Raw genomic sequence first — 24,631 nt, 5'->3', positions numbered from 1 at the left:
AAGCTGACGTATTGTAGCGTCAAGACCAAGGGAGGACGCGCATGAATGACGGGTTGCCGCCGCAAATGGGACAAAGCCTGCTGTTCCTGACGGACGAGCAGTTGCGCAAAGGGATCGAGGCGATGTTTTTTGCCTATCGCGGCTTTACCGCCGATCCTGATCGTATTCTTGCGCAGAAATCATACGGGCGTGCCCATCACCGTGCGATCCATTTCATCCACCGCAGCCCGGGCACGACGGTGAATAACCTTTTATCCATTCTTGGCGTTACAAAACAATCGCTCAATCGTGTCTTGCGCAGTTTGATCGAAGACGGTTTGGTAGCGAGCACTGTTGGACAGCGGGACAAGCGCGAGCGCCATTTGCACCTGACTGCAGCGGGTGAAGCGCTCGAGCGGGAATTATCCGATGCCCAGCGTGACCGGATGCGGGCTGCCTATCGTGCGGCAGGTCCGGCGGCGGTTGCCGGTTTTCGGCAGGTTTTGGAGGCCATGATGGATGAAGAGACGCGCCACCATTATGAGGCGATGAAGGATAAACCGGAATGAGCAATGACGATGCCCACCTCTTGATTGTCGATGACGATGAACGCATCCGCGGACTTTTGCAAAAGTTCCTGATGCGCTCGGGTTTTCTGGTCAGCACCGCTCGCGATGCCGCCCACGCGCGGCGTATTCTGGCGGGGCTGGAATTTGATATGATCGTTCTGGACGTGATGATGCCGGGCGAGGATGGCATGTCGCTCTGTCGTGATCTGCGCCAGACCATCACAACGCCAATCATGCTTTTGACCGCCAAAGGTGGCACCGATGACCGGATTACGGGGCTCGAGGCGGGCGCGGACGATTATCTGCCAAAGCCGTTTGAGCCCAAAGAACTGCTGCTGCGGATCAATGCGATTTTGCGCCGTGTGCCCGCCGCTGAACCCAGCGTGGTCCTGCCCAAGGTCCTGAACATGGGGCCGATCCGCTATGATATCGGACGTGGCGAGATGTGGCATGGTGACGAACTGGTCCGGCTGACAGCGACCGAAAGCCAGTTGATGCGTATTTTCTCGGGCTGTCCCGGACAGGCGGTCACACGCTCAAAGCTGGTCGAGGAACTGAGCCGGTCGGGTGGTCAGACACAGGAGCGCGCGGTGGACGTGCAGATCACGCGCCTGCGCCGCAAGATCGAGGTGGACCCCAAACAGCCCCGCTATCTGCAAACGGTGCGTGGGGCTGGGTATATGCTGGCACCGGAGTAAAGGGCGGGGCCTTATCGCTGCATCCTGACCGCAGAGCGGCCGTTGTTGCGGTGCGGGGGAACTGGGGAAGTGCGGACACAATTGCCTCCTTCGTTTCACACAAAGGCACCCCATGGCACAACCGGCCGGAGATGGCCGGACTGCGCCTTGGGCGGTAGATTGGGCTCAAAGCCGCTATTCAATGCAGTTCTCATGTGGATGACGCATTCCGTGCGTTCCCCCGCGATTATTCACGCCCCCTTCCCAAACGCTGCAATCTGCGATAAGGCCCAACAATCTTGAGAGACTGGCGCCCGCATTCCAGCGCCTGACCAAAGAAGATATTGGGATGAGGGGGAATACGCCCCCTACGCAAAAGGCCAAACAGGCCAACTAGGAAGACATCATGTTTAATGAAGTGAAGAAATCAATTCAGTGGGGCGAAGAAACGCTGACACTGGAAACGGGTAAGGTTGCCCGCCAGGCCGATGGCTCTGTCATCGCGACACTGGGTGAAACCAGCGTCATGGCCAACGTGACATTTGCCAAACAACAAAAGCCGGGGCAGGATTTTTTCCCGCTGACCGTGCATTACCAAGAGAAATACTATGCTGCCGGCAAAGTGCCTGGCGGCTTTTTCAAGCGCGAAGCGCGTCCAACCGAAAAAGAGACGCTGACATCCCGCCTGATCGACCGTCCGATCCGCCCGCTGTTCGTCCCCGGCTTCAAGAACGAAGTTCTGGTGATGTGCACCGTGCTGTCGCACGATATGGTCAACGACCCCGACATGGTTGCGATGATCGCAGCCTCTGCGGCGCTGACCATCTCGGGCGCTCCTTTCATGGGCCCGATTGCGGCTTGCCGCGTGGGGTATGAGGATGGCGAATACATCCTGAACCCTGAAATCGACGACATGCATAACCTGCGCATGAACCCCGATCAGCGTCTCGACCTTGTTGTTGCTGGCACCAAAGACGCCGTAATGATGGTGGAATCCGAAGCTTACGAACTGTCCGAGGACGAAATGCTGGGTGCGGTGACATTCGCACACGAGCAGATCCAGCCGGTCATCGACCTGATCATTGATCTGGCCGAAGATTGCGCGAAAGAGCCTTTCGACTTCCAGCCTGAGGATTATTCGGAGCTGTCAGCCGCTGTGAAAGCTGCTGGTGAAGACAAGATGCGCGCCGCCTATGCGATCACCGACAAGCAAGAGCGCACTGCCGCTGTTGCCAATGCCAAGCAAGAGATCATCGACGCGCTGACCGAAGAGCAGCAGGAAGATAGCAACCTTGGCGCGGCGCTGAAAAAGCTGGAATCCAGCGTTCTGCGCGGTGATGTTGTCAAGAACGGCAAGCGGATTGATGGCCGTGCGCTTGATACGATCCGCCCGATCGTGTCCGAGACAGGCATCCTGCCACGCACCCACGGTTCTGCCCTGTTCACACGTGGCGAAACCCAAGGTCTGGTAGTGACCACGCTGGGCACCGGCGACGACGAACAGATGATCGACGCGCTGACCGGCATGTATAAATCCAACTTCATGCTGCACTACAACTTCCCACCATACTCTGTTGGTGAAGTCGGCCGCGTTGCTGGCCCCGGCCGTCGCGAGATCGGTCATGGCAAGCTGGCATGGCGTGCGCTGCAGGCGGTTCTGCCTGCGCCAACGGATTTCCCATACACCATTCGCGTGGTGTCGGAGATCACTGAATCCAACGGGTCATCCTCGATGGCATCCGTCTGTGGCGGCTCCTTGTCCATGATGGACGCAGGCGTGCCACTGAAGGCACCGGTTGCCGGTGTGGCCATGGGTCTGGTGATGGAAGAAGACGGCTCTTACGCCATTTTGTCCGACATCCTTGGTGACGAAGACCACCTCGGCGACATGGACTTCAAGGTTGCGGGTACCGAGAACGGGATCACCTCCTTGCAGATGGACATCAAGATCGCCGGCATCACGCCAGAGATCATGAAAAAGGCGCTTGAGCAGGCGAAGGCAGGCCGTTTGCATATTCTGGGCGAGATGGGCAAAGCCATCACCGGCGCGCAGGAATTCAGCGTGCACGCACCGAAGATCGAAACCATGCAGATCCCGACCGACAAGATCCGTGAAGTGATCGGGTCCGGTGGTAAGGTCATCCGCGAGATCGTGGAAACATCCGGTGCCAAGGTCGATATCAACGACGACGGTGTGATCAAGCTGGCATCCAACGATGCCGAGGCGATCAAGAAAGCCTACGACATGATCTATTCGATCGTGGCAGAGCCGGAAGAAGGCGTGATCTACAAAGGCACAGTTGTGAAACTGGTCGACTTTGGCGCTTTCGTGAACTTCTTTGGCAAGCGCGACGGTCTGGTGCACGTGTCCCAGATCGAGAACCGCCGCCTGAACCATCCTTCCGATGTCCTTAAGGAAGGTCAGGAAGTCTGGGTCAAACTCCTTGGTTTCGATGATCGCGGCAAGGTCCGTTTGGCCATGAAGATGGTTGATCAGGAAACCGGTCAGGAGATCACGAAAGAAGAAGTGCCCGAGTAAGCTCTGGCCTGATCAGACTGATGAATAAAATAGCGCCCGGCCTAAGTGCCGGGCGTTTTTTTATGACTTGAATGCTGCACTGCCACGCAAATTGCGCGATGGACTTTCCCCAAGCTTCCCTTGCGTCAGTCGCGGGCTATCCTGTTCGAAGGGACAATGACGCCCCTGACTGCAGACAAGAAAGGATAGCTTATGAATTTGAAGACGATATTGGCAGCGACCGTATTTGGCACGGTGGCCACGGGCGCTGTGGCGCAAAATTTTGACGGTGTTTCTTTTGGTGTGGGTGTGACCAATTTCGGCCTGTCCCTTGAAGGTGAATATGCTGTCAATCCGCAGGTTGGCGTCCGTGGAATGGTCATGGGCGGTTTCAGTTTCGATGATGAATTCGATATCGACGATGCGACCGTTGATGGCGAAGTGGATCTGGGCGGCGTTGCCGTCCTTGCCGACTATTACCCGCTGGCAAACGCGTGGCGGCTGTCAGGCGGGCTTTTCTTTTCCAACAGTGAGGTGACCGGCACGGTCACGGATGATCTCACAACCTATGACGGGGAAATCAATTTCAAGAACGAAGTGGCGCCACTTATCACCACCGGTTTCAGCACCGAAGTGGCCCCGGGCTGGTCGGTGTCCGGTGATATCGGTGTGATCGTGTCTTCGTTAGAGGTGTCGTCTGACGACAACACTGGCACGGTACAGGCCGATATCGCAGAGTTGAACGCAGATCTTGAGGATGTGCCGGTCTTTCCGTTCTTCGGCGTTGCGGTCAGTTATTCCTACTAGATCGTTGCGTGGACATGAAAAAGGCCCCGGTAAATTAACCGGGGCCTTCTCTTTGTGCGGTGACCGGGCCTAACCCTTCAGCTTTGTTGTCCGCAGATACGGGAAGACGGTCGTGAAATCACCAAACTTTGCTTTCGCGTCTTCATCGCTGACCGTCGCTGGAATAATCACGTCATCGCCGACATTCCAGTTTGCAGGCATTGCAACGCCCTGTCCCGCAGCCGTCTGTAGCCCGTCAAGCGCGCGGAGCACCTCGGCAAAGTTACGGCCAACGTTCATCGGGTAGGTCATCGACAGCTTCAGCTTCTTGTCCGGCCCAATGATGAACACCACACGGACTGTGGCACTGTCCGCAGGTGTGCGCCCGTCCGGCAGATAGGCGTCGGCGGGCAACATGTCGAAGGCCTTTGCGACGGTCAGGTCCTCATCGGCGATGATCGGGAAACCTGCCTTGGCGTTTGCGAAGGTCTCGATATCGCTTTTCCACTTTTTGTGATCCTCAACGCCGTCGACGCTGATGCCCATCACTTTGGTGCCACGCTTGGCCCATTCATCGGCCAGCTGCGCGACAGCGCCGAATTCGGTGGTGCAAACAGGTGTGAAATCCTTGGGGTGCGAAAACAGGATCGCCCAGCTATCGCCGATCCAGTCATGCAGCGAAAGGGTGCCTTGGTCGGTTTCGACGGTCAGATCGGGAATAGTGTCATTGATGCGGAGACTCATTGTGTCGTTCCTCTATTGAAGTGCACTGGTGGCTATATAGGTATCCTCGGCACTGACTGCCACCGCCGCTTGCGCCCGTTGCGTGCCGGTGTCACAAGTTTCAAGAGCATTTGTCAGGGAGAGATCCAATGATCGAGAACCGCAACTTCTATATCAACGGGGCGTGGGTACCACCGGTGCAGCCCCGCGATTACAACGTGATTGATCCTTCTACGGAAGATCCCTGCGCGATCATTTCGCTTGGCGATCAGGCAGATACCGATGCGGCCGTTGCCGCAGCCAAGGCTGCGTTTCCTGCATGGGCTGCGACAGATCCCGAAGTGCGTGCTTCTTATGTCGAAGCAATTCTTGCGCAATATGAGGCGCGGGTCGAGGAAATGGCCCAGGCGATCAGCATGGAAATGGGCGCACCCATTGATATGTCGCGCAGCAGTCAGGCCCCTTGCCTGCCGTGGCACTTGAAAAACGCCCTTGAGGCAGTCAAGGAAATTGAGTGGATCCGCCCCCTTGGGCCGCATGCCCCCAATGACCGCATCGCAATGGAACCGATCGGTGTGGTGGGCCTGATCACACCGTGGAACTGGCCGATGAACCAGGTCACGCTCAAGGTGATCCCGGCGCTTCTGGCCGGTTGTACAATGGTTTTGAAACCATCCGAGGAATCGCCGCTCTCTTCGCTGTTGTTTGCCGAATTCGTCCATGACGCAGGTGTGCCTGCCGGTGTGTTCAATCTTGTCAACGGCGACGGCGCTGGCGTTGGCAGCCAGCTTTCACGCCACGAAGATGTCGCGATGATCAGCTTCACAGGCTCGACCCGTGCCGGCAAGGCGATCTCTGCCGCCGCAGCCGAGACGCTGAAACGCGTCACGCTCGAACTTGGTGGAAAGGGCGCAAACGTGATCTTCGCCGATGCCGATGAAAAGGCCGTCAAGCGCGGTGTCATTCATTGCATGAGCAACTCCGGCCAATCCTGTAACGCGCCGACCCGTATGTTGGTCGAGCGGTCGATCTACGACCAAGCGGTTGAATTGGCGGCGGAGGCTGCCAAGAGCATCACCGTTGGCCCCGCGTCAGAACCGGGGCGGCATATCGGCCCAGTGGTGAACAAGAGCCAATGGACGAAAATTCAGGAAATGATCGAAGTGGGCATTAACGAAGGTGCACGCCTTGTGGCCGGTGGTCCGGGTCTGCCTGAGGGAATGAACCGTGGATTTTATGTGCGTCCGACGGTCTTTGCCGATGTGACCAATGACATGCGCATTGCGCAGGAGGAAATCTTTGGTCCTGTCCTGTCGATCATCCCGTTCGAGGATGAAGCGGATGCTGTGCGTATCGCCAATGATACGCCCTATGGTCTGACCAACTATGTCCAGTCGCAGGATGGCGCAAAGCGCAACCGCATGGCCTGCGCCCTGCGCTCGGGCATGGTTGAGATGAACGGCCAGTCCCGAGGTGCTGGTTCGCCCTTTGGCGGTATGAAAATGTCCGGGCGCGCGCGCGAAGGCGGTGTCTGGGGGATTGAAGAATTCCTCGAGGTCAAAGCCATCTCGGGCTGGGCCGCTGAATAGTATCATGTGCACAGGCGCACCAAATAGGTGCGCCTGTGGATGTTTAGTGCATGATCGAATCCGCTATGTAACCTGTCAGCAAGATAGGAGAGCGAGATGATCAACCAGATTAAAGGCCTGCACCACGTCACCTCACTGGCCAGTGACGCCCGTGAGAACAATGCCTTCTTTACCAACGTGCTTGGATTGCGCCGCGTAAAGAAGACCGTGAACTTTGACGCACCTGATGTGTATCACCTCTATTATGGTGACGAAGCAGGAACTCCCGGTACCGTCATGACCTACTTTCCCTTCCCCAACGCAGGCCGTGGCCGCAAGGGTGTCGGCGAAGTGGGGCGCACCGCATTCAGTATCCCGACAGGGACGTCGCAGGCGTGGCTTGACCATTTCGCAACCTTCGAGGTTGCCGGCGTTGCCCAAGACACGCGCTTTGGTGAAAAGCGTGTTTTGTTCGATGGCCCGGACGGCGATCAGTTCGCCTTGGTCGAAAGCAACGATGACCGCACGCCTTGGACCGGAAATGGCGTGAGCGAAGAGATGGGTATCCGTGGTTTCCACTCTGCCGATATGCGCCTCCAACAGGCCGCGATGAGCAGCGAGCTGTTGCAGTTCATGGGCTATGAAAAGCTTGATACCCAAGACAACGTGACCCGCTTTATCGTGCCGGGCGGGAATGATGCGAACATCATTGATATCGAAGAAATCCCCACGGCAGGACATGCAGCACAGGGCGCAGGCTCGGTCCACCACCTTGCCTTTGCTGTCGACAACCGTGCGCGCCAGATCGAAGTCCGCGAGGCACTGCTTGATACCGGATACCAAGTGACCCCTGTGATTGATCGCGACTATTTCTATGCGATCTATTTCCGCACACCTGGTGGTGTGCTGTTCGAGGTCGCCACCAACGAGCCCGGCTTTGACCGCGACGAAGACACCGCGCACTTGGGTGAGGCGCTCAAACTGCCAAGCCAGCACGAGCATTTGCGTGCCCGTCTGGAAAGTCTGCTTCAGCCGCTGGGCGATTGATATGAGCTATGCTGCAAAACGCACAGAAGGAGCAGCGGGCGCACCGCTGTTCCTGACATTCCACGGCACGGGCGGGAACGAAGGCCAGTTTCACGGGTTCGCTGAACAGTTGAAGCCCGGCGCGCATATCTGCTCTCCGCGTGGTGATGTGTCGGAACATGGCGCACTACGCTATTTCCGGCGCACCGGTGAGGGCGTCTATGACATGGATGATCTGGCGGCGCGTACCGCGGCGATGGCTGATTTTATCCGGTCGGAAAAGAAAAAGACGGGCGCAGCGGATACGATTGGTCTGGGCTATTCCAACGGGGCCAATATTCTGGCCTCGGTCGCGCTCGCGCAAGCTGAGCTTGTCGATACGCTGATCCTGATGCACCCGCTCATCCCTTGGGAGCCCAAAGCCCAACCGGGGCTCAAGGGTCGCCGCATTTTGATCACCGCAGGTGAGCGTGATCCGATCTGCCCCGCGCCGCTGACGCAGGCTTTGGTGGACTATCTCGCGGCGCAGGGCGCTGATGTAACCGTCCATTGGCACCCCGGCGGCCATGAAATCGCACAGTCCGAAGTGGATGCCATTGCGCAGTTTATCGCAGGCTAGAACGGACACTTGGCTGTAATGCGCATGCCCTGACCCCCGTCAGGGTGGCGGAACTGCAACGTCTCGGAATGCAACATGAGGCGCGGATAATCCCGCGCCTCTCCTGTTGCATAGAACGGATCACCCAGGATCGGATGCCCCAGTGCCTGCATATGGACACGCAACTGATGTGACCGGCCCGTGCGCGGCATCAGCTTGACCCGCGTTTCCCCGTCCTTTGCGCGCACAACGCGCCAATCGGTGACCGCCTGTTTACCGGTCTCGTGATCCACCATCTGCTTGGGGCGGTTCGGCCAATCCACGATCAGGGGCAAATCCACGGTCCCTGTCTTGCCCGCCATCTCGCCCCAGACCCGTGCGATGTAGGTTTTCTTGGTCTGTCGTTTTTCGAATTGCAGCCCGAGGTGCCGCTGGGCGTGCGGCGTCAGCGCAAAAATCATCACCCCCGAGGTGTCGCGATCAAGCCGGTGCACCAGCAACGCCATTGGAAATGCCGCCTGGACACGTGTCAAAAGACAATCTGCCAGATGCGGCCCCTTGCCGGGCACCGACAAGAGCCCGCTTGGCTTGTCGACCAAAAGAACCTGATGGTCGTCATGCAGGATCGTCAAAGGGTCTTGGGGCGGGGCGTAATCGTCGCTCACGCGTAGACACGCTCGCCAAAAATGGCCGAACCGACGCGGATATGTGTGGCACCCAAGGCGATGGCGCTTTCAAAGTCGCTGCTCATGCCCATCGACAGGCCCGCAAGACCGTTGCGTGCTGCGATCTTGCCGAGCAGGGCAAAATGCAAGGATGGTTCTTCATCAACGGGCGGAATGCACATCAACCCTTTCAGCGGCAGATCAAGGGCGCGGACCTCGGCGATGAAAGCATCCGCCTCATTTGGCAAAACCCCTGCCTTCTGCGGCTCTTCGCCGGTGTTGACCTGCACAAACAGATCGGGACAGGTGCCAAGCTCTTGGGCGTGCCGCGCGATTGCATTGGCCAGCTTTGCGCGATCGACCGTATGGATCGCATCGGCCAGCTGCATGGCTTGCTTGACCTTGTTGGTTTGCAGCGGGCCAATCAGATGAAGTTCAATGCCCTCATATTGTTCGCTGAACGCAGGCCACTTTGATGCGGCTTCCTGCACCTTGTTTTCCCCGAAGATTCGATGCCCCTGATCCAGAACTGCGGCGACTCTCTCGTTCGGCTGCACTTTGGACACGGCAATCAGCCGCACATCTGCCGGATTTCGGCCAGCGGCTTCACAAGCGCTCGCGACACGGGCCTGAATTTCTGCAAGAGGCATGGAAGACTCCAAAAAATAAGGTTCACGATAGGTTTCGGCCTGAAATAGGGCGTATTGGAGCGGATGTCATGATTGAAAAAATTGTGTGTCATAGATGCATCATTTCCGGCAAAGAGCCGAAAAGCCCCCCTATTTCACTTGAGTGTCAGGGCATCAGGGCGCAGTTAGACGCCAATGCTAGTACAACTGGCATTCTTGGGAATGCATAACACGAGGGAAAAAATCCATGAAAAGCATCCTTCTTACAACAACAGCTATCGTCGCATTTGCCGGCGCAGCCGTTGCTGATGGACACGCTGGCGTATCGTTCAGCGGTGATTTCACACTGGGCTTCAACGACGACAATGATGACGTTGACTCTGCGTCAGCTACGTCCGCTGGTAAAATCGGCGACAATGATGGCTTCTACTGGGAAGGTGACCTGAACGTCACTGGTACAGCTGCGCTCGACAATGGCGTAACTGCATCTGCTTCTTGGGAATTCGACATCACCGACGAAGACAACGGTCAGCCAATCAGCTCTGACGGCGTTCTGCTGTCTTTGACAACTGACAACGCAGGTCTGTACCTGGGTGACACATCTTTCGCTGCTGAAACACAGTGGAAATCCGCTGGCGACATGGAAGCAGACGGCTTCTCCGAAGCTGACGGCGAAAACGTACTGCGCGGCGACGTTTCTGTTGCTGGCATCGACGCTTCGATCTCGCTTGCTCTCGGCAACGCAGATGGCGGTCTCGTAGCTGAAGACACAACTGAAGACTACGACCAACTGTCCTTCGGTGCGTCCGGCGATCTGGGTATGTTCAGCTTCGCAGTTGCATATCAGGAAGAGTCCGAGTTCGCTCCTTACTTCTCTGCTGAGAACGGCGACTTCAACGACTCCGAAATCTTCGGTATCTCTGCTGGTGTATCTGTAGCTGGTGCAGACATCACTGTTGCATACGCATCTGACGAGACACTTGACGAGAACTCGACTGGTATCCAGGTGTCTTACCCATTCGGTCCAATCACAGGTACAGTTTACTATGTAGCTGAAGATGACGGTTCCGACGAAGACAACTACGGTGCAACAGTTGCATACGCAGACGGCCCAATCGCAGTTACCCTTGACTACGATTACGACCAAGGCGTGAACAAAGTTGGCCTCGACGGCACATACGACCTGGGCAACGGTTTCACAATCGGTGCTGGTATGTACGACCAGTCTGACGACGCAACTGACGCGAACAACGGCACAGACTTCTACGTTGCTGGCATGTACGACCTCGGTGGCGGTGCAGAACTGCTCGTGACTTACGCTGATGCTGAAACAGCTGGCGCAATCGCAGACGACGAAGTTGGTGGTCCAGACTACCAGGTTGGTACAACTGTTGAAGTGTCCTTCTCCTTCTAATCGAAGCAGAACGACCTGAAATAGCGAGAGCGGCCCCTTTGGGGTCGCTCTTTCTTTTTGTGCGGTGATAACTGCTTGTGACCGCGCCCCCCCTTCGCTACATATTTTGGCAATGTGGTTGTCCCGATCAAAGGGGAGAGTGGTTTGACTTTGTTTTCCGGCATGTGGCGCAAAGCGCTTGCGGTATTGGCCCTTGGCGCCCTTGTGGCCTGTAGCAGCGGCCCGCCGCCGACACCCCGTGGCGCAGAAAATGTGGCTGTGAACCGCTATCTTTGGGCGGCGTCGCTTGATGTGCTCAGCTTCCTGCCCGTTGAAACCGCCGATCCCTTCACCGGTGTGATCACCACAGGCTTTGGCACGCCCCCCGGCAGCGGCCGCGCCTACCGCGCGACAATTCAGGTCAGTGACCCTGCAATGGATGCGCGTTCTTTGAACGTGAGCCTTCTGACCCGCAACGGCCCCGTAGCTGCGGAAACCCAGCGCGCGGTGGAAGATGCCATCCTGTCACGTGCCCGCCAGTTGCGGATTGCTGACGGCGCGCTATAGCCATCGGCCACCAGCCCGATTATGAATAGCGCCGGGCCCATACGCCCGGCGTTTCGCTTTAAGAAAGACCAACCAGATGACCACTTACGCACCCGCCGAGATCGAGGCGAAATGGCAGGACACATGGGCCGCCGCCGAGACCTTCAAGGCCGCGCGCAGTGCCGACAAACCCAAGTACTATGTGCTTGAGATGTTCCCCTATCCCTCGGGACGTATCCACATGGGCCACGTGCGCAACTACACCATGGGTGACGTGATCGCGCGGTACAAGCTGGCCACGGGCCACAACATTCTGCACCCCATGGGCTGGGATGCGTTCGGAATGCCTGCGGAGAACGCCGCGATGGCGTCGGGTGGGCATCCGAAAGACTGGACCTACGGCAATATCGCCGACATGAAAGCGCAGATGAAACCGCTGGGCCTGTCGATTGACTGGTCCCGCGAATTCGCGACCTGCGATCCTGAATATTATGGCCAGCAACAGGCGTTGTTCATTGATTTTCTGTCCAAGGGCCTGATTTACCGCAAGAAAGCTGTGGTGAACTGGGATCCCGTCGATATGACCGTGTTGGCGAACGAACAGGTGATCGATGGCAAAGGCTGGCGCTCCGGTGCCGAGGTCGAGCGCCGCGAGTTGGTGCAATGGTTCTTCAAGATCAGCGATTATTCGGAAGAGTTGCTTGAGGCGTTGGACACGCTGGATAACTGGCCTGCGAAGGTCAAACTGATGCAGGCCAACTGGATCGGCAAATCGCGTGGTTTGCAGTTTGCCTTCACCCGCACCGATGGCGGCGGCGAGATTGACGTTTACACGACCCGCCCCGATACATTGATGGGCGCGTCTTTTGTCGGCATTTCCCCCGATCACCCGCTGGCCAAAGAGCTGGAAGCTCAAGACGACAAGATCGCCGCATTCTGTGCCGAATGCCGCAAGGGTGGCACCACCGCCGAGGCGATCGAGAAGGCCGAAAAGCTGGGCTATGATACCGGTCTGCGGGTCAAACACCCGCTGGAAGGCCACGATGATCTGCCCGTCTATATCGCGAATTTCATCCTGATGGATTACGGCACGGGCGCGATCTTTGGCTGTCCTGCCCACGATCAACGCGACCTTGATTTCGCACGCAAATACGGGTTGCCCGTGATCAGCACCTATGCGCCTGTCAAAGACGAAGGCATCACATTGCCCGAAGATGGCGGTGACGCCTATGTGCCGCCCAAAACAGAGCCCGTCATCTATATCCGTGGCTTTGCAGGCGAGACCGAGCAAACCGGTGATGCGGGCATCGCTGCCGCAATTGCCTTTTGCGAAGCGAACGGCATCGGCGAAGGTGTTACCAAGTTCCGCCTGCGCGATTGGGGTCTGTCCCGCCAGCGTTATTGGGGTTGCCCGATCCCTGTTGTCCATTGTGACGACTGTGGCGTGGTGCCAGAGGCAAAAGAAAACCTGCCCGTCGAGTTGCCCTATGATGTGACCTTCGATGTTCCCGGCAACCCGCTTGACCGTCACCCGACATGGCGCGATTGCGCTTGCCCGTCTTGTGGCAAACCTGCGCTGCGCGAAACCGACACGATGGATACCTTTGTCGATTCTTCATGGTACTTCGCGCGTTTCACAGCACCGGATGCGGACACGCCAACGAACATGGAGGACGCTGCCTATTGGATGAACGTCGACCAATATATCGGCGGGATCGAGCATGCGATTTTGCACCTGCTCTACAGCCGCTTCTTTGCGCGGGCGATGCATATGACCGGCCATTTGCCTGAAAGCGCGAAGGAACCCTTCGATGCGCTGTTCACGCAGGGCATGGTGACGCATGAGATCTATCAGACGCGCGACGACAAAGGCCGCCCTGTCTATCACCTGCCCGAGGATGTGACCGACGGGAAACTGGCCGATGGCACAGCGGTTGAAATCATTCCTTCGGCGAAAATGTCGAAGTCGAAAAAGAACGTGGTCGACCCCGATGACATTCTGGCGAAATACGGTGCAGACACCGCGCGCTGGTTCGTTCTGTCCGACAGCCCGCCCGAGCGGGATGTGGAGTGGACGGCATCGGGCGCTGAGGCAACCTATAAGCATTTGGGCCGCGTTTATCGTGTGACGTCCGAAATTGCGGGCATGGATAATACGGCCGGTGAAGGCGACGAAGACCTGCTGCGCGCCATGCACAAGGCAATCCATGATGTGACAATGGGTGTCGAAACCTTCGGATTTAACGCAGCGATTGCAAAGCTTTACGCCTTCACCAACGTGCTGGCCAAATCCAAGGCTGGTGGCGCTGCTAAACGCGAGGCCGCGCTTGTGCTGGCGCAACTGATGTCGCCCATGACGCCCCACCTCTCTGAAGAAATCTGGTCCATGCTGGGCGGTGATGGTCTGATCGCCAGCGCCCCTTGGCCCGTTGCGGATGAGGCGATGCTGGTCGAGGACACGGTGACGATGCCGATCCAGATCAACGGCAAGCGGCGCGCTGAAATTCAAGTGGCCGCAGATGCCAGCAAAGAGGCTGTCGAGGCGCAAGCCCTGGCCCTTGATGTCGTGCAAAATGCCCTCGGCGGTGCCGCACCCAAAAAGCTGATCGTTGTACCCGGAAGGATCGTGAACATTGTCGTCTAGCCTGACACCCCGCCGCACTGTCCTGCTTGGCCTTCTGGGTCTGGCGGGCTGCGGCTTTGCGCCAATCTATGGGGCAGATACGGGGTTGCGGGGGCGTGTTGCCTTTGAGACGGATGCAAGTGTTGCGGGCTTTCGCCTGCGCGAACAGCTGGAGAAACGGCTCGGGCGCAGTGTGGCACCGGAATATGCGCTGAAGACAACGGTACGCTCCAGCCAGCGGGCGGCAGCGATTACATCGGAGGGTGACACATCGCGCTTTAACATTGTTGGCGTGGCGACATGGACATTGATCGCGCTGGAGGATGGTCGTCAGATTGACGGTGGCGAAGTCGAGGCCTTTACCAGTTACTCGGCCACAGGATCAACCAACGCAACGCAAGCCACGCGCGATGACGCCGAAGCGCGGGTGTCTGTGATCCTTGCTGACCTGATTGTCAGTCGCATGCTGATCCGTGCCGCCGAGCTTGACTGATGAAGCTGACGGGGGCCGCGGCGAATAACTACTTCCGGCAGCCGGACCCGTCCCATATGGCGCTCTTGATCTTTGGGGCCGATCCGATGCGGGTGGCCGATAAACGCCAGCAGGTGATCAATGCCTTGGTCGGCCCGCAGGGCGAAGAGGAAATGCGCCTGACACGGATCAATGCCTCTGATTTGCGCAAGGATCCTGCGATGCTGGATGATGCGATCAAGGCGCAGGGGTTCTTTCCGGGGCACAGGGTGGCCTTTGTGGAGGACGCCACGGATGGTCTGTCAAAGGTTATCGCCGCAGCCTTGGCCGACTGGCAGCCCGGTGATGCACAGGTTGTGATTACGGCGGCCCAGCTGACCGCGAAATCTGCCCTGCGCAAGGTTGTCGAAGGATATAGCAACGCGGTGTCCATCGGGCTCTATGACGACCCGCCAACGATGGCAGACGTAGAGCTGGCGCTCAAAGATGCCGGTGTCGCCCAGCCCGACCGTGATGTGATGGATGCGCTGCTGGCGCTCGCCAACAGCCTTGAACCGGGTGATTTCAGACAAACGATCGAAAAGGTGAGCCTTTACAAGCGTGGCGATGAAAGCCCGCTGAGCATCGCCGACATCACGGCCAATGCACCGCAATCTGCCGAGGTGGAGGTTGACGATGTGCTAGACATCGTGGCCACAGGTCAGGCTGATCAACTGGGCCCGCTTTTGCGCAATCTCTACGCGCAGGGCGTCACGCCTGTGACGCTTTGCATTGGGGCAATGCGCCATTTTCGCAGGCTGCATGTGGTGGCTTCTGATCCTGGCGGGCCAGCGGCAGGTGCCGGGCGGCTGCGGCCCCCTGTTTTTGGTCCACGACGTGATAAGATCGTCCGGCAGGCAGGCCAGTGGGGGCGTGACCGTCTGGAAAAGGCGCTGACAGCGCTGACGGATGCCGACCTGCAATTACGCTCGGCAAGTACCGCGCCGCAGAATGCCCTGATGGAGCGGACATTGATCCGGCTCGCGATGATGGCAAGGCGCTGACACGAAAAAAGGCAGGCCATAAGCCTGCCTTTCATTCAAGATCGTAGATCCTGATTTATTGATCAGCTGCTGCTGCGATCAGAAGTGCAGCAAGTACACCCAGAACGATGTATGTTGGGCTGATTGAAGAAGCTGCTGGTGCTGGTGCTGGCTCAGCTACGACGACTGGTGCTTCCATGACTTCTTCAGCCATGCCACCAGCAGAAGCGGCGACGCCGGATACTGCGAGAGCTGCTGCAGCGGCAAGTGTTGTTGTAATGCGCATAGTGTTACTCCATTTGTGCAAGGGGCCTACCGGCCAAAGCGTGACCGACCCACATTTTCGCAATGAATCAGGGTTTTCATGCAAATCCTAGATGCAAAAGTTGACGGCTTGAGATCTGTTTCCGGGCTTCGGTAGGGGATTTGCCTCTGCAGAGGGTGTGAATTACTATAACCCTTTGATTAGAAATGATAAAATATAATGACTTTGGAAGATTGAAGATTTCCAGCATTCAATTGACCGATGCTCGGATTACCGCTGACAAAATAATTCATGCGGTTTCGGTGCAAAAATGCAACGGTCCAATTGGTCTTTCGGTCCTGCAGGACAATGCGAGGGGCGTGGCTTTCAGTTTAATTGGAAATGTACCGCCAGTGAATCGCGCAATGTTCAACAAGGGGGCAGGTTGCAAGGTTTCGCGGAGCCTTGGCGCGGCTGTCAAAGCCTCATAGGCCAACGCTCTTTCGGCAAAGACCGGTTTGGATTCTGTGACGGCGCTGCACGGTGGTCGTCGTGGTGCCAGACCTGTCGCGCACTCACGCGCAGCAGAGTTTGACTGCGGCGGCACCAGCGCGCTGGCCGGTCGCAAGGCACGCGGTAATCAGGTAGCCCCCTGTCGGGGCCTCCCAATCCAGCATTTCGCCTGCGCAGAATACACCAAAGCGCTGTTTCAGCATCAAATCATCGGTGAGTGCGCTGAACCGCACGCCGCCAGCAGTAGAAATCGCTTCGTCCATGGGCCGTGGCCCTTGGTGCGCGATGGGGAGCGCCTTGATAAGTGGCGCAAGATCATCTGGTAACGGTCGCCCACATTCCATCAGCAAGGCCGTCTGCACCGGCGAAAACCTGAGCACTTTGCGCAGGTGGTTGGACAGGCTCGCCTTGCCGCGTGGTTTCTCAAGTGCTGCGCGGATCTTGTCCTCTGGCCAGTCGGGCAGCAAGTCAATGGTCAGCGGTGCCCCCTCGCGCATGGCTTTGGACACCATATAGATGCCCCCACCTTCGATACCGCGCTCTGAGATGATAAACTCGCCGCGTGTGCTCTGGTTGCCAGCCGTCAAGCCAACCGATTTGACCGGCGTGCCCAGATAGGGGGCCATATGGGGCGACCAGTCCACCACAAAGCCCATATTCGCAGGGGCAAAGGGCGCGACCTGATCCTGCAGATGCGCCGCCCAAGCGCCGTTGGCCCCAAGGCGTGCCCAACTGGCGCCACCTGTCGCAAGGACGGTCACCTTTGGCGTGACCGTGACTGTGCCATCGGGTGTCTCAAAGCGCAAAGCGTCACCTTGCCAGCCGTCCCAGCGCCACCGCGTTTCAATGCGCACGCCATAGTCACGCAACCGCGCCAGCCAAGCACGCAACAAGGGTGAGGCTTTCATGACGGTGGGAAACACGCGCCCTGTTGATCCGGTAAAGACGGTTTGCCCCAGACCCTCCGCCCAAGACATCACCTGATCCGGGCCGAAATCATCAAGGGCCTTGGTCAGCGCAAGAGGGGGTGAACTGCCATAGGCCGCAAGAAAAGCGGTACGTTGTTCAGCCTTTGTGATGTTCAATCCTGATTTGCCCGCCATCAGGAATTTCCGCCCCACCGATGGCATGGCATCGGCGACGGTGACCGAAACGCCGGCCCTGCCCAGTTGCTCGGCAGCCATCAGCCCGGCGGGCCCCGCACCAATGACCATTGCATCGGTCACGCGGGCATGGATCCTTTGATTTCCACCACACGGTGCGGATAGGGGATCTCGATGTCGTTTTCCTTGAGGGCATTCCAGATCAGGAACAGCACGTCAGAGGCGTATTTGTTCTTGCCGTCGTCAATGCCTTCGACCCAGAATTCAACCCCGAAATCCACGCCGCTATCGCCAAACCCGCGTAATTCGCAGTCAGGGCCTTCGGGCTCTTGCAGGACGCCGGGGTGCTTTGAAACAGCGGCCTCGATGATGGCGGGGATACGGTTGATGTCGGTGTCGTAGCTTACGGAAAATGCCACCTCGAGCCGGTTTGCTGACCCGGAGTCTGAGTAATTGACCACCCGCGTAGTGATGAAATCCTCATTCGGGACAACAATCCAACGGCCATCAAACGTTTCAAGGATCGTTGCGCGTGCCCCCATCTTGATGATGGTTCCTGCTTCGCCGCCGTCCAGTTCGACATAATCGCCGACAGTGGCTTGACCCTCGACCATCAGGATTACGCCAGAGATAAAATTGGATGCGATTTTTTGCAGGCCGAAACCAAGGCCCACACCAATGGCACCCCCGATGATCGCCAAGGAACTCAGGTTGATCCCCATCACATTCATCAGGATCAGGAAGGCGACTGTAAAGATCGCAAATTCAGAGGCCTTGATCGCCAGTTGCCGGATTGCCGGCCGCATGGGTTGTTGCGTGATGTAAGAGGAGGACTGCGCGTTTGACCATTGGCCCAGCCAGAACAGCAGGCTGCCGACAATAAGCCCGCGGACGATGGAAAGCGCAGAGAAACTGATATTGCCAAGTGTCACCCGCGCCGCGTCGAGCGCCATCGTGACTTCATCAAGAAAACCAAGCGCATAGAGCGCCGCGACAGGGACGAGAATATAGCGCGCCAGAAGGCGCAGAAAGGCGTCCGTGACGATATCTTTGGCCAGTGCGCGGGCGGCAAGAAAAAGGAAGACACGCTTGCCGAATGCGATGACTTCACCGGACCCGAAGAGGGACCGCGTCACGCTTTCGCCGACGGCGGTAAACCCATAAGCCAAGAGCGGCAAGGTGAGCGGTAGGAAGATGAGCAGGAAGCGGCGCGCCTTGGAGAGGATGGATCGGTTGGCCGCATCCGGTGTGAGCAATGTGCGCAGGCGCGGCGTAATAATCCCGCTCGCGATCCGTGCCAGAAGGTAGGCACCGATCAGAAGCGCAAATTGCGACCACGCCGCAGGTGAAAGCAGCCAGCCTTGTGCCAGGACCAGTGCCTGATCAAAGGCGTTCTGGGCTTGCTCCATCAATCCGTTTGGTTCCATCCGCGCCCGCCCTTTATCGTTTTAACGCTTCTACTGTCATGCGTTTGATCGCTGCAATATGTTCCGGCGCGGCAGAGAGCGCATCTGCCCCAAGGTTCTGTGCGGTTTCAAGCAGCGCGTCAGGGTTACTGATCTGGTCCACCAATCCCCATTGGAGCGCCCGTTCCGCCTCGATCTTTTGGCCTGCCATCAGAATCATCTTGGCGCGGGCGGGCCCGACAAGCCGTGTCAGGCGCGGGGGATCAGAGGGTTGCGGCAGAAAGCCCAGCTTCATCACCGGATAGAAGAACTTTGCCTTTGGAATGGCGATCCGCAGATCGCAGGCGAGCACCATGCCAAATGCGCCGCCTGCCACTGTGCCGTTCAGGGCTGCGATGGTCAGGCACGGCAAGGATGCGATCGCGCCCGAGAGCCGTTCCCAGACCGGATCGGTGGCAAGTCCTGCGCGCGCGGCTTCCAAATCTGCACCGGCACTAAAAACACCGCCCGTGCCCGTCAGAATGAAGAGTTTCGCATCCTGTGCCGCCTCTGCAATCTCGGCCAGCCGGATCAGCATATCACGCGTCAACGCGCCCGCTTTGTCGGGTCGGTCGATGGTGACGACCCATGTGTCACCATCCTTGTCACAGCGGATCATACAAGCCCGACCTTTTTGCGGATATCCTCGTCACGCAGGCTGACGTCATCGCCCAAGAAATCGTCGGCCTCGGGTGTACACATCCACAACAGCGCCTGTGCGGGCCACTCGGGCGGGATATGGACGGACCAGTCAAGCTGGCTGACCGGATTGATGCCTGACGCCTTGATTTCACGCTGCATTTGCGTGGCCACTGTCCCTGGCGAAAGGCCCAGGATCCGCAGGCCTTTCTCGCGGGATTCCTTGTCGGCGGCACGCGTGAGCATATAGACGGCAGCCTTGGAGCTGCAGTAGGCCGACCAGCCCTCGACCGGGCCATGGGCGGCACCGGACGAGATGTTGATAATCGTGCCGTGCCCTTGGGCAATCATGCCGGGCATCGCCGCATGCATCCCGTGCATCACGCCTTTGAGGTTGATGTCGATGGTGCGCGACCACGCCTCGGGATCGGTGTCTTGCAGGTGGCCGATGGGCTCAACCACGCCTGCGTTATTGATCAGAACATCCAACCCGCCGAATGTGCGCGCGGTTGCGGCAACGGCCGAAGCGACATCGGAATAGCGCGAGACATCGCAAGGGATCGCAAGTGCTTTCTCCCCGATTTTTCCGGCAATTTCGGCAATCTCGTCGGTGCTGCGGGCAACCAGTGCGACGTTCGCGCCTGCTTCGGCAAAGGCAAAGGCGGCAGCTGCGCCGATGCCGCGGCTGGCCCCGGTGATAAGTACGGTTTTCCCGACTAAATTGATGTTTTTCACACAAGTCCCTTTCAGATTGCTTTTGGGATAGCTAGTTATTGTCATAATAGTAAAGCCCATCGCCGGTATATTTCAAAGCCGGGTCCGGTGGGACAAAGATATATCGAAAGGGATCATCCATGACATATCCGACAGGAATGCGTAGCGCTGTTTGCATCGCCGCATTGATCGCTGGCAGCGCAGCGCAGGCCGACGTCACCGCCGCACAGGTCTGGGAAGACTGGAAGGCACAGATGAGCCTTTACGGTGAAGACAGCCTCACTATCGGTGCGGAAGAGACCTCAAGCGGCGTCGTGACGATCCGCGACCTGTCTTTGCGGACCACGGACGATGACGTCACCGCCGAGATTTCCGTTGGAACGATCACCTTCAACGAACAGTCTGATGGCACCGTGCGGGTGACGATGGATGATAGCTATCCCATGGTCATCACCGGTGAGGATGGTGTTGTCGTAACCTTGGCCGTGACCCAGCAAAACATGAGCATGATCGTCAGCGGCGACCCTGACGCCATGAATTATGCGATCACCGCCGATCAGTACGGCATTGCCCTACAGGATGTTGTGGATGGTGATATCACCTTTACCGGCGATGCCGAGGTCACGCTGAACGACATCGACATGAGCTATCAGACCGAAACCGGCGATCTGCGCGAAATCTCGTATAACGGGACAATCGGATCAGTCGACCTGCTGGTTGATTTTCAGATTCCCGGCGGCAATGGCGAATATGTGACTGCGGGCGGTAAAATGACGGCCATTGCGGCGCAGGCTGAAATGTCGGTTCCCGCCGATGCGGATTTTGACGATCCTGATACGCTGATGGTCGACGGTTTTGCCGTTGCAGGGGGCTATACGATCGACCGCTCGGACTTTGTTTTCGATATCAATGCAGAGGGTGATCAGGCCGCAGGGTCAATCACGGTCGGGTCTTCAAACCTGACGGGTGAATTGAACAACAGCACAGTTGGCTACACATCGCTGACCAATGATATTGCGGTGAATATCGTTTCCGGTGAGTTCCCGCTTCCGATTGAATTGAGCCTGGCGCAATACGGGGTGAATGTTCTGTTCCCGACAGCCGCTTCCGAAGAAGCCTCGGATTTTGCCTTTGGTTTCGATCTGGTGGACCTGTCGATCAGCGATGCGCTTTGGGATCTTTTCGATGCGGGCAAGGTTTTGCCGCGCGATCCTGCGACGATCCAGCTGGCACTGAGCGGCCGTGGTAAGGCGCTGTTTGATATGTTCGATCCGGAACAGCAGGATGCGATGAACAGCGCGGAAATGCCCTATGAGCTTGAATCAGTGACGCTGGACCGTCTGAACGTCAACGCCGCCGGTGCCGCTTTGGTGGGCAGTGGGGCCTTCACGTTTGACAACAGCGACATGGACAGCTTTGCGCCGCTGCCGCGCCCTGAAGGGTCAGCAACGATCGAGATTACGGGCTTTAACGCGCTGCTCGATAATCTTGTCGCTATGGGGCTGGTCCCCGAACAGGATGTAATGGGCGCACGCATGATGGTGGGCATGTTTGCCCGCTCAACCGGTGACGACCAGATGGAAACCTCTGTCGAGGTTCTGCCAAACGGTCAGGTCAACGTGAACGGCAATCGCGTCCGTTAATTGATCTTTTTTGTAAAGGGGGCGCAGGTGGCGACACTTGCGCCCTTTTTCATTTGCACCACCCTTGGTCTTGCGGGTCAGACCTTGGCGCACTAGGTCTTTGAGCAAGCAAAGGACACACGATGACCCAATCTCTTTCAGACCTTTCCGATCAGATATTGCAAGCCGCCAAGCGCGCTGGTGCAGATGCCGCCGATGCGATTGCCGTGGATGGCACGTCGATCTCGATTACTGTCCGTGAAGGTGCGCTGGAACAGGCCGAACGGTCCGAGGGCATCGACATTGGTCTGCGCGTCTTTGTCGGGAACCGGCAGGCCTGTGTGTCGTCATCCGACACGAAACCCGAGACGCTGGTCCAGATGGCGGAACGTGGTGTGGCGATGGCCAAGGAAGCGCCTGAAGACCCCCATGCGGGCCTTGCTGATCCGTCACAACTGGCAAGCAATACTGCGACCGAGGCGCTGGAACTTTATGATCCCAGCGACGAGCCGGACCCTGCCGCGCTGCAAGAGGATGCTACGCGCGCAGAGGCGGCAGCCCTGCGCAATGCAGGTGTTTCACAGGTGCAATCCGCGTCGGCAGGTTACGGGCGCCGCCGCATCCATCTGGCTGCAACGAACGGGTTTTCTGCGGGCTATGCGCGCAGTGATCGTGGCCTGTCCTGTGTGGCGATCAGCGGCACCGGCACAGGGATGGAGCGCGATTATGACTATGACAGCCGCGTGTTTCAGGCCGATCTGCGTGACGCCGAAGAAATCGGACGCATCGCGGCGGAACGTGCAGTGGAACGGGCGGGCGCGAAGCGTCCCCGCACCGGAGCCTATCCGGTGCTCTTTGATGAACGTGTCGCCAGCACCCTGATTGGGAGCCTTCTGCAGGCCAGCAACGGATCCATGATTGCGCGCGGCTCAAGCTGGTTGCGCGATGCCATTGGTCAACAGGTTCTGCCCAAGGGGTTGTCAATTATTGAGGATCCGCACCGCGTGCGTGTCACCGGATCAAAGCTCTTTGATGCCGAAGGTTTGGCGACATCCCGGCGTGCGATTGTCGAAGATGGCGTCCTGATGGGCTGGACGCTTGATCTGGCGACAGGGCGCAAGCTTGGGATGCCAAGCACGGCAAATGCCGCGCGTGGCACCGGATCGCCGCCATCCCCGAGCCTGACAAATGTGGCACTGACCCAAGGCCAGCAATCACGCGATGATCTGATCCGCGAGATGGGCACAGGGCTTTTAGTGACCTCGATGATCGGTTCAACCATCAATCCGAACACTGGCGATTATTCACGCGGCGCGGCTGGTTTCTGGGTCGAGAACGGTGAAATCGCCTATCCCGTCAACGAATGTACCGTTGCGGGTAACCTGCGCGAGATGTTGTTGACGATCCAGCCTGCCAATGACGGCCGCGAGCATCTGTCGCGCGTTGTTCCCTCGTTGCTGGTTGAAGGATTGACGCTTGCCGGAGCCTGATCTTGCACTGCTTGTGCAAGCAGCGCGCCAGTCGGGCGACATTGCCAAGCGGTATTTTCAGCAAAATCCCGATGTGACCGATAAACCGCATGGCGCAGGGCCGGTGACGGCGGCGGATCTTGCCGTGAACGCAATGCTGGAGAATTTCCTGCAAGCAGAGCGGCCCGAATATGGCTGGCTGTCGGAGGAAACCGAGGACAATGCCGCACGCCTTGAGACGCAGCGCCAGTTCATCATTGACCCTATCGACGGGACCCGTGCCTTTATCGAGGGCAGCAAGGATTGGGCACATTCGCTTGCCGTGACCGAGAATGGCATTCCGGTCGCCGCCGCGGTTTATCTGCCGATGCGTGATATGATGTTCGCTGCCGTAATTGGTGGTGGTGCGACGATGAACGGCGCGGTGATCAGCGCCTCTGACCCGCAGATTGATGATGCGACGATCCTTGGCGCAAGGCCGAATTTTGATGCCCGGTTCTGGAAAGGCGGGACGCTCCCGCCGGTCAAGCGCGCATTCAGGTCATCGCTTGCCTACAGGCTTTGTCTTGCGGCCGAGGGCAGTTTCGACGGGATGATTACCCTGCGCCCCAGTTGGGAATGGGATATCGCGGCGGGGGCATTAATCGTGCAAGAGGCAGGCGCCACGATTTCCGACCAACAGGGGGCGCCGCTCCGCTTCAACAACACCCACCCGCAGGTTCCCGGTGTTCTGGCCGCCGGTCCACGGCTTCATGGTGATCTGCTTGCGCGGCTTGAGCCATCCGCGCCAAAGGCCTAGACTGTCCCCGACAGATTTTTTCGCAAAGGTTTACCCATGACACAACGCCTGCACCTCGTTTTTGGCGGCGAGCTGATAGATCCGACCAAGAACGCATTCAAGGATGTGGATGCCATTGATATCGTTGGCATGTACCCAAACTATGATGCGGCTTATAATGCGTGGAAAGGTGCCGCACAGCGCACCGTTGACAATGCGCATATGCGGTACTTCATTGCACACATCCACCGCTTGCGGGACGAAGAAACAGCGGCGTCGCCGACTGAAGAACTCGATAGCTAAGGCAAGG

General features: G+C 58.0%; 24 protein-coding genes. 16 read left to right on the top strand and 8 right to left on the bottom strand.

What is annotated here, in order from left to right; genetic code table 11:
* Window positions 1–41 precede the first annotated feature (41 nt).
* The 4 genes from SJY29_RS14710 (at window position 42) to SJY29_RS14695 (ending at window position 4,550) form a co-directional block, all read left to right on the top strand.
* Window positions 42–548: a MarR family winged helix-turn-helix transcriptional regulator gene (locus tag SJY29_RS14710; protein WP_055296775.1), complete on the top strand. Its 507-nt coding sequence runs from the start codon at window positions 42–44 to the stop codon at window positions 546–548.
* On the top strand, window positions 545–1,246 hold the full coding sequence (locus SJY29_RS14705; protein ID WP_400084204.1) for a response regulator: 702 nt from the start codon (window positions 545–547) through the stop codon (window positions 1,244–1,246). Before SJY29_RS14710 ends, SJY29_RS14705 begins: the two co-directional genes overlap by 4 nt.
* A gap of 385 nt (window positions 1,247–1,631) precedes the next feature.
* Complete coding sequence (gene pnp, locus SJY29_RS14700; protein WP_400084201.1) at window positions 1,632–3,764, top strand: polyribonucleotide nucleotidyltransferase; 2,133 nt, start codon at window positions 1,632–1,634, stop codon at window positions 3,762–3,764.
* 192 nt (window positions 3,765–3,956) lie between these two features.
* Window positions 3,957–4,550, top strand: coding sequence for a hypothetical protein (locus tag SJY29_RS14695; protein ID WP_400084199.1), 594 nt, complete (start codon window positions 3,957–3,959; stop codon window positions 4,548–4,550).
* A gap of 69 nt (window positions 4,551–4,619) precedes the next feature.
* On the opposite strand, the gene SJY29_RS14690 is transcribed toward SJY29_RS14695, so the two are convergent.
* Entirely contained in the window at window positions 4,620–5,273 is a 654-nt protein-coding gene (locus SJY29_RS14690) for a peroxiredoxin (protein ID WP_110277872.1), read from the bottom strand.
* Between the two features lie 128 nt (window positions 5,274–5,401).
* Between SJY29_RS14690 and SJY29_RS14685 the strand changes: the two genes are divergently transcribed.
* From SJY29_RS14685 to SJY29_RS14675, 3 genes are all read left to right on the top strand, one after another.
* Window positions 5,402–6,841, top strand: coding sequence for an aldehyde dehydrogenase family protein (locus SJY29_RS14685; RefSeq protein WP_400084196.1), 1,440 nt, complete (start codon window positions 5,402–5,404; stop codon window positions 6,839–6,841).
* A 96-nt stretch (window positions 6,842–6,937) separates the two neighbouring features.
* A complete protein-coding gene (locus SJY29_RS14680; protein WP_400084193.1) occupies window positions 6,938–7,867 on the top strand; it encodes a VOC family protein in 930 nt (309 codons plus the stop codon).
* Between the two features lies 1 nt (window position 7,868).
* Window positions 7,869–8,465: an alpha/beta hydrolase gene (locus SJY29_RS14675; RefSeq protein ID WP_400084191.1), complete on the top strand. Its 597-nt coding sequence runs from the start codon at window positions 7,869–7,871 to the stop codon at window positions 8,463–8,465.
* On the opposite strand, the gene SJY29_RS14670 is transcribed toward SJY29_RS14675, so the two are convergent.
* Window positions 8,462–9,109, bottom strand: a complete 648-nt coding sequence (locus tag SJY29_RS14670; RefSeq protein WP_400084188.1) for an RluA family pseudouridine synthase — start codon at window positions 9,107–9,109, stop codon at window positions 8,462–8,464. The genes SJY29_RS14675 and SJY29_RS14670 overlap by 4 nt on opposite strands.
* On the bottom strand, window positions 9,106–9,759 hold the full coding sequence (locus SJY29_RS14665) for a YggS family pyridoxal phosphate-dependent enzyme (RefSeq protein ID WP_400084185.1): 654 nt from the start codon (window positions 9,757–9,759) through the stop codon (window positions 9,106–9,108). Before SJY29_RS14665 ends, SJY29_RS14670 begins: the two co-directional genes overlap by 4 nt.
* A 226-nt stretch (window positions 9,760–9,985) precedes the next feature.
* Here SJY29_RS14665 and SJY29_RS14660 point away from each other — a divergent pair, with 226 nt between their 5' ends.
* From SJY29_RS14660 to holA, 5 genes are all read left to right on the top strand, one after another.
* On the top strand, window positions 9,986–11,152 hold the full coding sequence (locus tag SJY29_RS14660) for a porin (RefSeq protein ID WP_400084183.1): 1,167 nt from the start codon (window positions 9,986–9,988) through the stop codon (window positions 11,150–11,152).
* Window positions 11,153–11,296: 144 nt separating this feature from the next.
* Entirely contained in the window at window positions 11,297–11,698 is a 402-nt protein-coding gene (locus tag SJY29_RS14655; RefSeq protein ID WP_400084180.1) for a DUF3576 domain-containing protein, read from the top strand.
* 76 nt (window positions 11,699–11,774) lie between these two features.
* Window positions 11,775–14,321, top strand: coding sequence for a leucine--tRNA ligase (leuS, locus tag SJY29_RS14650; protein ID WP_400084177.1), 2,547 nt, complete (start codon window positions 11,775–11,777; stop codon window positions 14,319–14,321).
* Entirely contained in the window at window positions 14,311–14,793 is a 483-nt protein-coding gene (lptE, locus tag SJY29_RS14645) for an LPS assembly lipoprotein LptE (protein ID WP_400084174.1), read from the top strand. The genes leuS and lptE overlap by 11 nt, the downstream gene beginning before the upstream one ends.
* Window positions 14,793–15,815: a DNA polymerase III subunit delta gene (gene holA, locus SJY29_RS14640; protein ID WP_400084171.1), complete on the top strand. Its 1,023-nt coding sequence runs from the start codon at window positions 14,793–14,795 to the stop codon at window positions 15,813–15,815. Before lptE ends, holA begins: the two co-directional genes overlap by 1 nt.
* Before the next feature lie 55 nt (window positions 15,816–15,870).
* Here holA and SJY29_RS14635 read toward each other — a convergent pair whose 3' ends face one another.
* The 5 genes from SJY29_RS14635 to SJY29_RS14615 form a co-directional block, all read right to left on the bottom strand.
* Window positions 15,871–16,080 carry a hypothetical protein gene (locus tag SJY29_RS14635; protein ID WP_110277884.1) on the bottom strand — a complete coding sequence of 70 codons (210 nt, stop codon included), beginning with the start codon at window positions 16,078–16,080 and terminating at the stop codon, window positions 15,871–15,873.
* A 533-nt stretch (window positions 16,081–16,613) separates the two neighbouring features.
* Entirely contained in the window at window positions 16,614–17,777 is a 1,164-nt protein-coding gene (locus tag SJY29_RS14630; RefSeq protein ID WP_400084168.1) for a TIGR03862 family flavoprotein, read from the bottom strand.
* Complete coding sequence (locus tag SJY29_RS14625) at window positions 17,774–19,081, bottom strand: mechanosensitive ion channel family protein (protein WP_400084166.1); 1,308 nt, start codon at window positions 19,079–19,081, stop codon at window positions 17,774–17,776. Before SJY29_RS14625 ends, SJY29_RS14630 begins: the two co-directional genes overlap by 4 nt.
* 13 nt (window positions 19,082–19,094) lie before the next feature.
* A complete protein-coding gene (locus tag SJY29_RS14620; RefSeq protein WP_400084164.1) occupies window positions 19,095–19,718 on the bottom strand; it encodes an enoyl-CoA hydratase/isomerase family protein in 624 nt (207 codons plus the stop codon).
* Entirely contained in the window at window positions 19,715–20,464 is a 750-nt protein-coding gene (locus SJY29_RS14615; protein ID WP_110278508.1) for an SDR family oxidoreductase, read from the bottom strand. The genes SJY29_RS14620 and SJY29_RS14615 overlap by 4 nt, the downstream gene beginning before the upstream one ends.
* Window positions 20,465–20,592: 128 nt before the next feature.
* Between SJY29_RS14615 and SJY29_RS14610 the strand changes: the two genes are divergently transcribed.
* The 4 genes from SJY29_RS14610 to SJY29_RS14595 all read left to right on the top strand — a co-directional run bounded on the left by SJY29_RS14610 (window position 20,593) and on the right by SJY29_RS14595 (window position 24,624).
* A complete protein-coding gene (locus tag SJY29_RS14610) occupies window positions 20,593–22,095 on the top strand; it encodes a DUF2125 domain-containing protein (protein WP_400084161.1) in 1,503 nt (500 codons plus the stop codon).
* A 122-nt stretch (window positions 22,096–22,217) separates the two neighbouring features.
* A complete protein-coding gene (locus SJY29_RS14605) occupies window positions 22,218–23,564 on the top strand; it encodes a TldD/PmbA family protein (protein ID WP_400084158.1) in 1,347 nt (448 codons plus the stop codon).
* On the top strand, window positions 23,551–24,342 hold the full coding sequence (locus SJY29_RS14600) for a 3'(2'),5'-bisphosphate nucleotidase CysQ (RefSeq protein ID WP_400084155.1): 792 nt from the start codon (window positions 23,551–23,553) through the stop codon (window positions 24,340–24,342). The genes SJY29_RS14605 and SJY29_RS14600 overlap by 14 nt, the downstream gene beginning before the upstream one ends.
* Before the next feature lie 36 nt (window positions 24,343–24,378).
* Complete coding sequence (locus SJY29_RS14595) at window positions 24,379–24,624, top strand: DUF4170 domain-containing protein (protein ID WP_400084152.1); 246 nt, start codon at window positions 24,379–24,381, stop codon at window positions 24,622–24,624.
* Window positions 24,625–24,631 lie beyond the last annotated feature (7 nt).

Origin of the sequence: Yoonia sp. R78084, from assembly GCF_044595625.1 — a bacterium.
Taxonomy (GTDB): domain Bacteria; phylum Pseudomonadota; class Alphaproteobacteria; order Rhodobacterales; family Rhodobacteraceae; genus Yoonia.
Note: the sequence above shows the minus strand (reverse complement) of the source record. Positions and strands in the feature narration are given on the sequence as shown.

What these genes read in the sequence shown, in the direction of transcription:
- SJY29_RS14665 (WP_400084185.1), bottom strand. Translation starts at nt 9,759, where the DNA reads ATGCCTCTTGCAGAAATTCAGGCCCGTGTCGCGAGCGCTTGTGAAGCC.
- SJY29_RS14605 (WP_400084158.1), top strand. Translation starts at nt 22,218, where the DNA reads ATGACCCAATCTCTTTCAGACCTTTCCGATCAGATATTGCAAGCCGCC.
- holA (WP_400084171.1), top strand. Translation starts at nt 14,793, where the DNA reads ATGAAGCTGACGGGGGCCGCGGCGAATAACTACTTCCGGCAGCCGGAC.
- SJY29_RS14690 (WP_110277872.1), bottom strand. Translation starts at nt 5,273, where the DNA reads ATGAGTCTCCGCATCAATGACACTATTCCCGATCTGACCGTCGAAACC.
- pnp (WP_400084201.1), top strand. Translation starts at nt 1,632, where the DNA reads ATGTTTAATGAAGTGAAGAAATCAATTCAGTGGGGCGAAGAAACGCTG.
- SJY29_RS14610 (WP_400084161.1), top strand. Translation starts at nt 20,593, where the DNA reads ATGACATATCCGACAGGAATGCGTAGCGCTGTTTGCATCGCCGCATTG.
- SJY29_RS14680 (WP_400084193.1), top strand. Translation starts at nt 6,938, where the DNA reads ATGATCAACCAGATTAAAGGCCTGCACCACGTCACCTCACTGGCCAGT.
- SJY29_RS14620 (WP_400084164.1), bottom strand. Translation starts at nt 19,718, where the DNA reads ATGATCCGCTGTGACAAGGATGGTGACACATGGGTCGTCACCATCGAC.
- SJY29_RS14595 (WP_400084152.1), top strand. Translation starts at nt 24,379, where the DNA reads ATGACACAACGCCTGCACCTCGTTTTTGGCGGCGAGCTGATAGATCCG.
- SJY29_RS14695 (WP_400084199.1), top strand. Translation starts at nt 3,957, where the DNA reads ATGAATTTGAAGACGATATTGGCAGCGACCGTATTTGGCACGGTGGCC.
- SJY29_RS14660 (WP_400084183.1), top strand. Translation starts at nt 9,986, where the DNA reads ATGAAAAGCATCCTTCTTACAACAACAGCTATCGTCGCATTTGCCGGC.
- SJY29_RS14710 (WP_055296775.1), top strand. Translation starts at nt 42, where the DNA reads ATGAATGACGGGTTGCCGCCGCAAATGGGACAAAGCCTGCTGTTCCTG.
- SJY29_RS14675 (WP_400084191.1), top strand. Translation starts at nt 7,869, where the DNA reads ATGAGCTATGCTGCAAAACGCACAGAAGGAGCAGCGGGCGCACCGCTG.
- SJY29_RS14635 (WP_110277884.1), bottom strand. Translation starts at nt 16,080, where the DNA reads ATGCGCATTACAACAACACTTGCCGCTGCAGCAGCTCTCGCAGTATCC.
- SJY29_RS14705 (WP_400084204.1), top strand. Translation starts at nt 545, where the DNA reads ATGAGCAATGACGATGCCCACCTCTTGATTGTCGATGACGATGAACGC.
- SJY29_RS14625 (WP_400084166.1), bottom strand. Translation starts at nt 19,081, where the DNA reads ATGGAACCAAACGGATTGATGGAGCAAGCCCAGAACGCCTTTGATCAG.
- SJY29_RS14685 (WP_400084196.1), top strand. Translation starts at nt 5,402, where the DNA reads ATGATCGAGAACCGCAACTTCTATATCAACGGGGCGTGGGTACCACCG.
- leuS (WP_400084177.1), top strand. Translation starts at nt 11,775, where the DNA reads ATGACCACTTACGCACCCGCCGAGATCGAGGCGAAATGGCAGGACACA.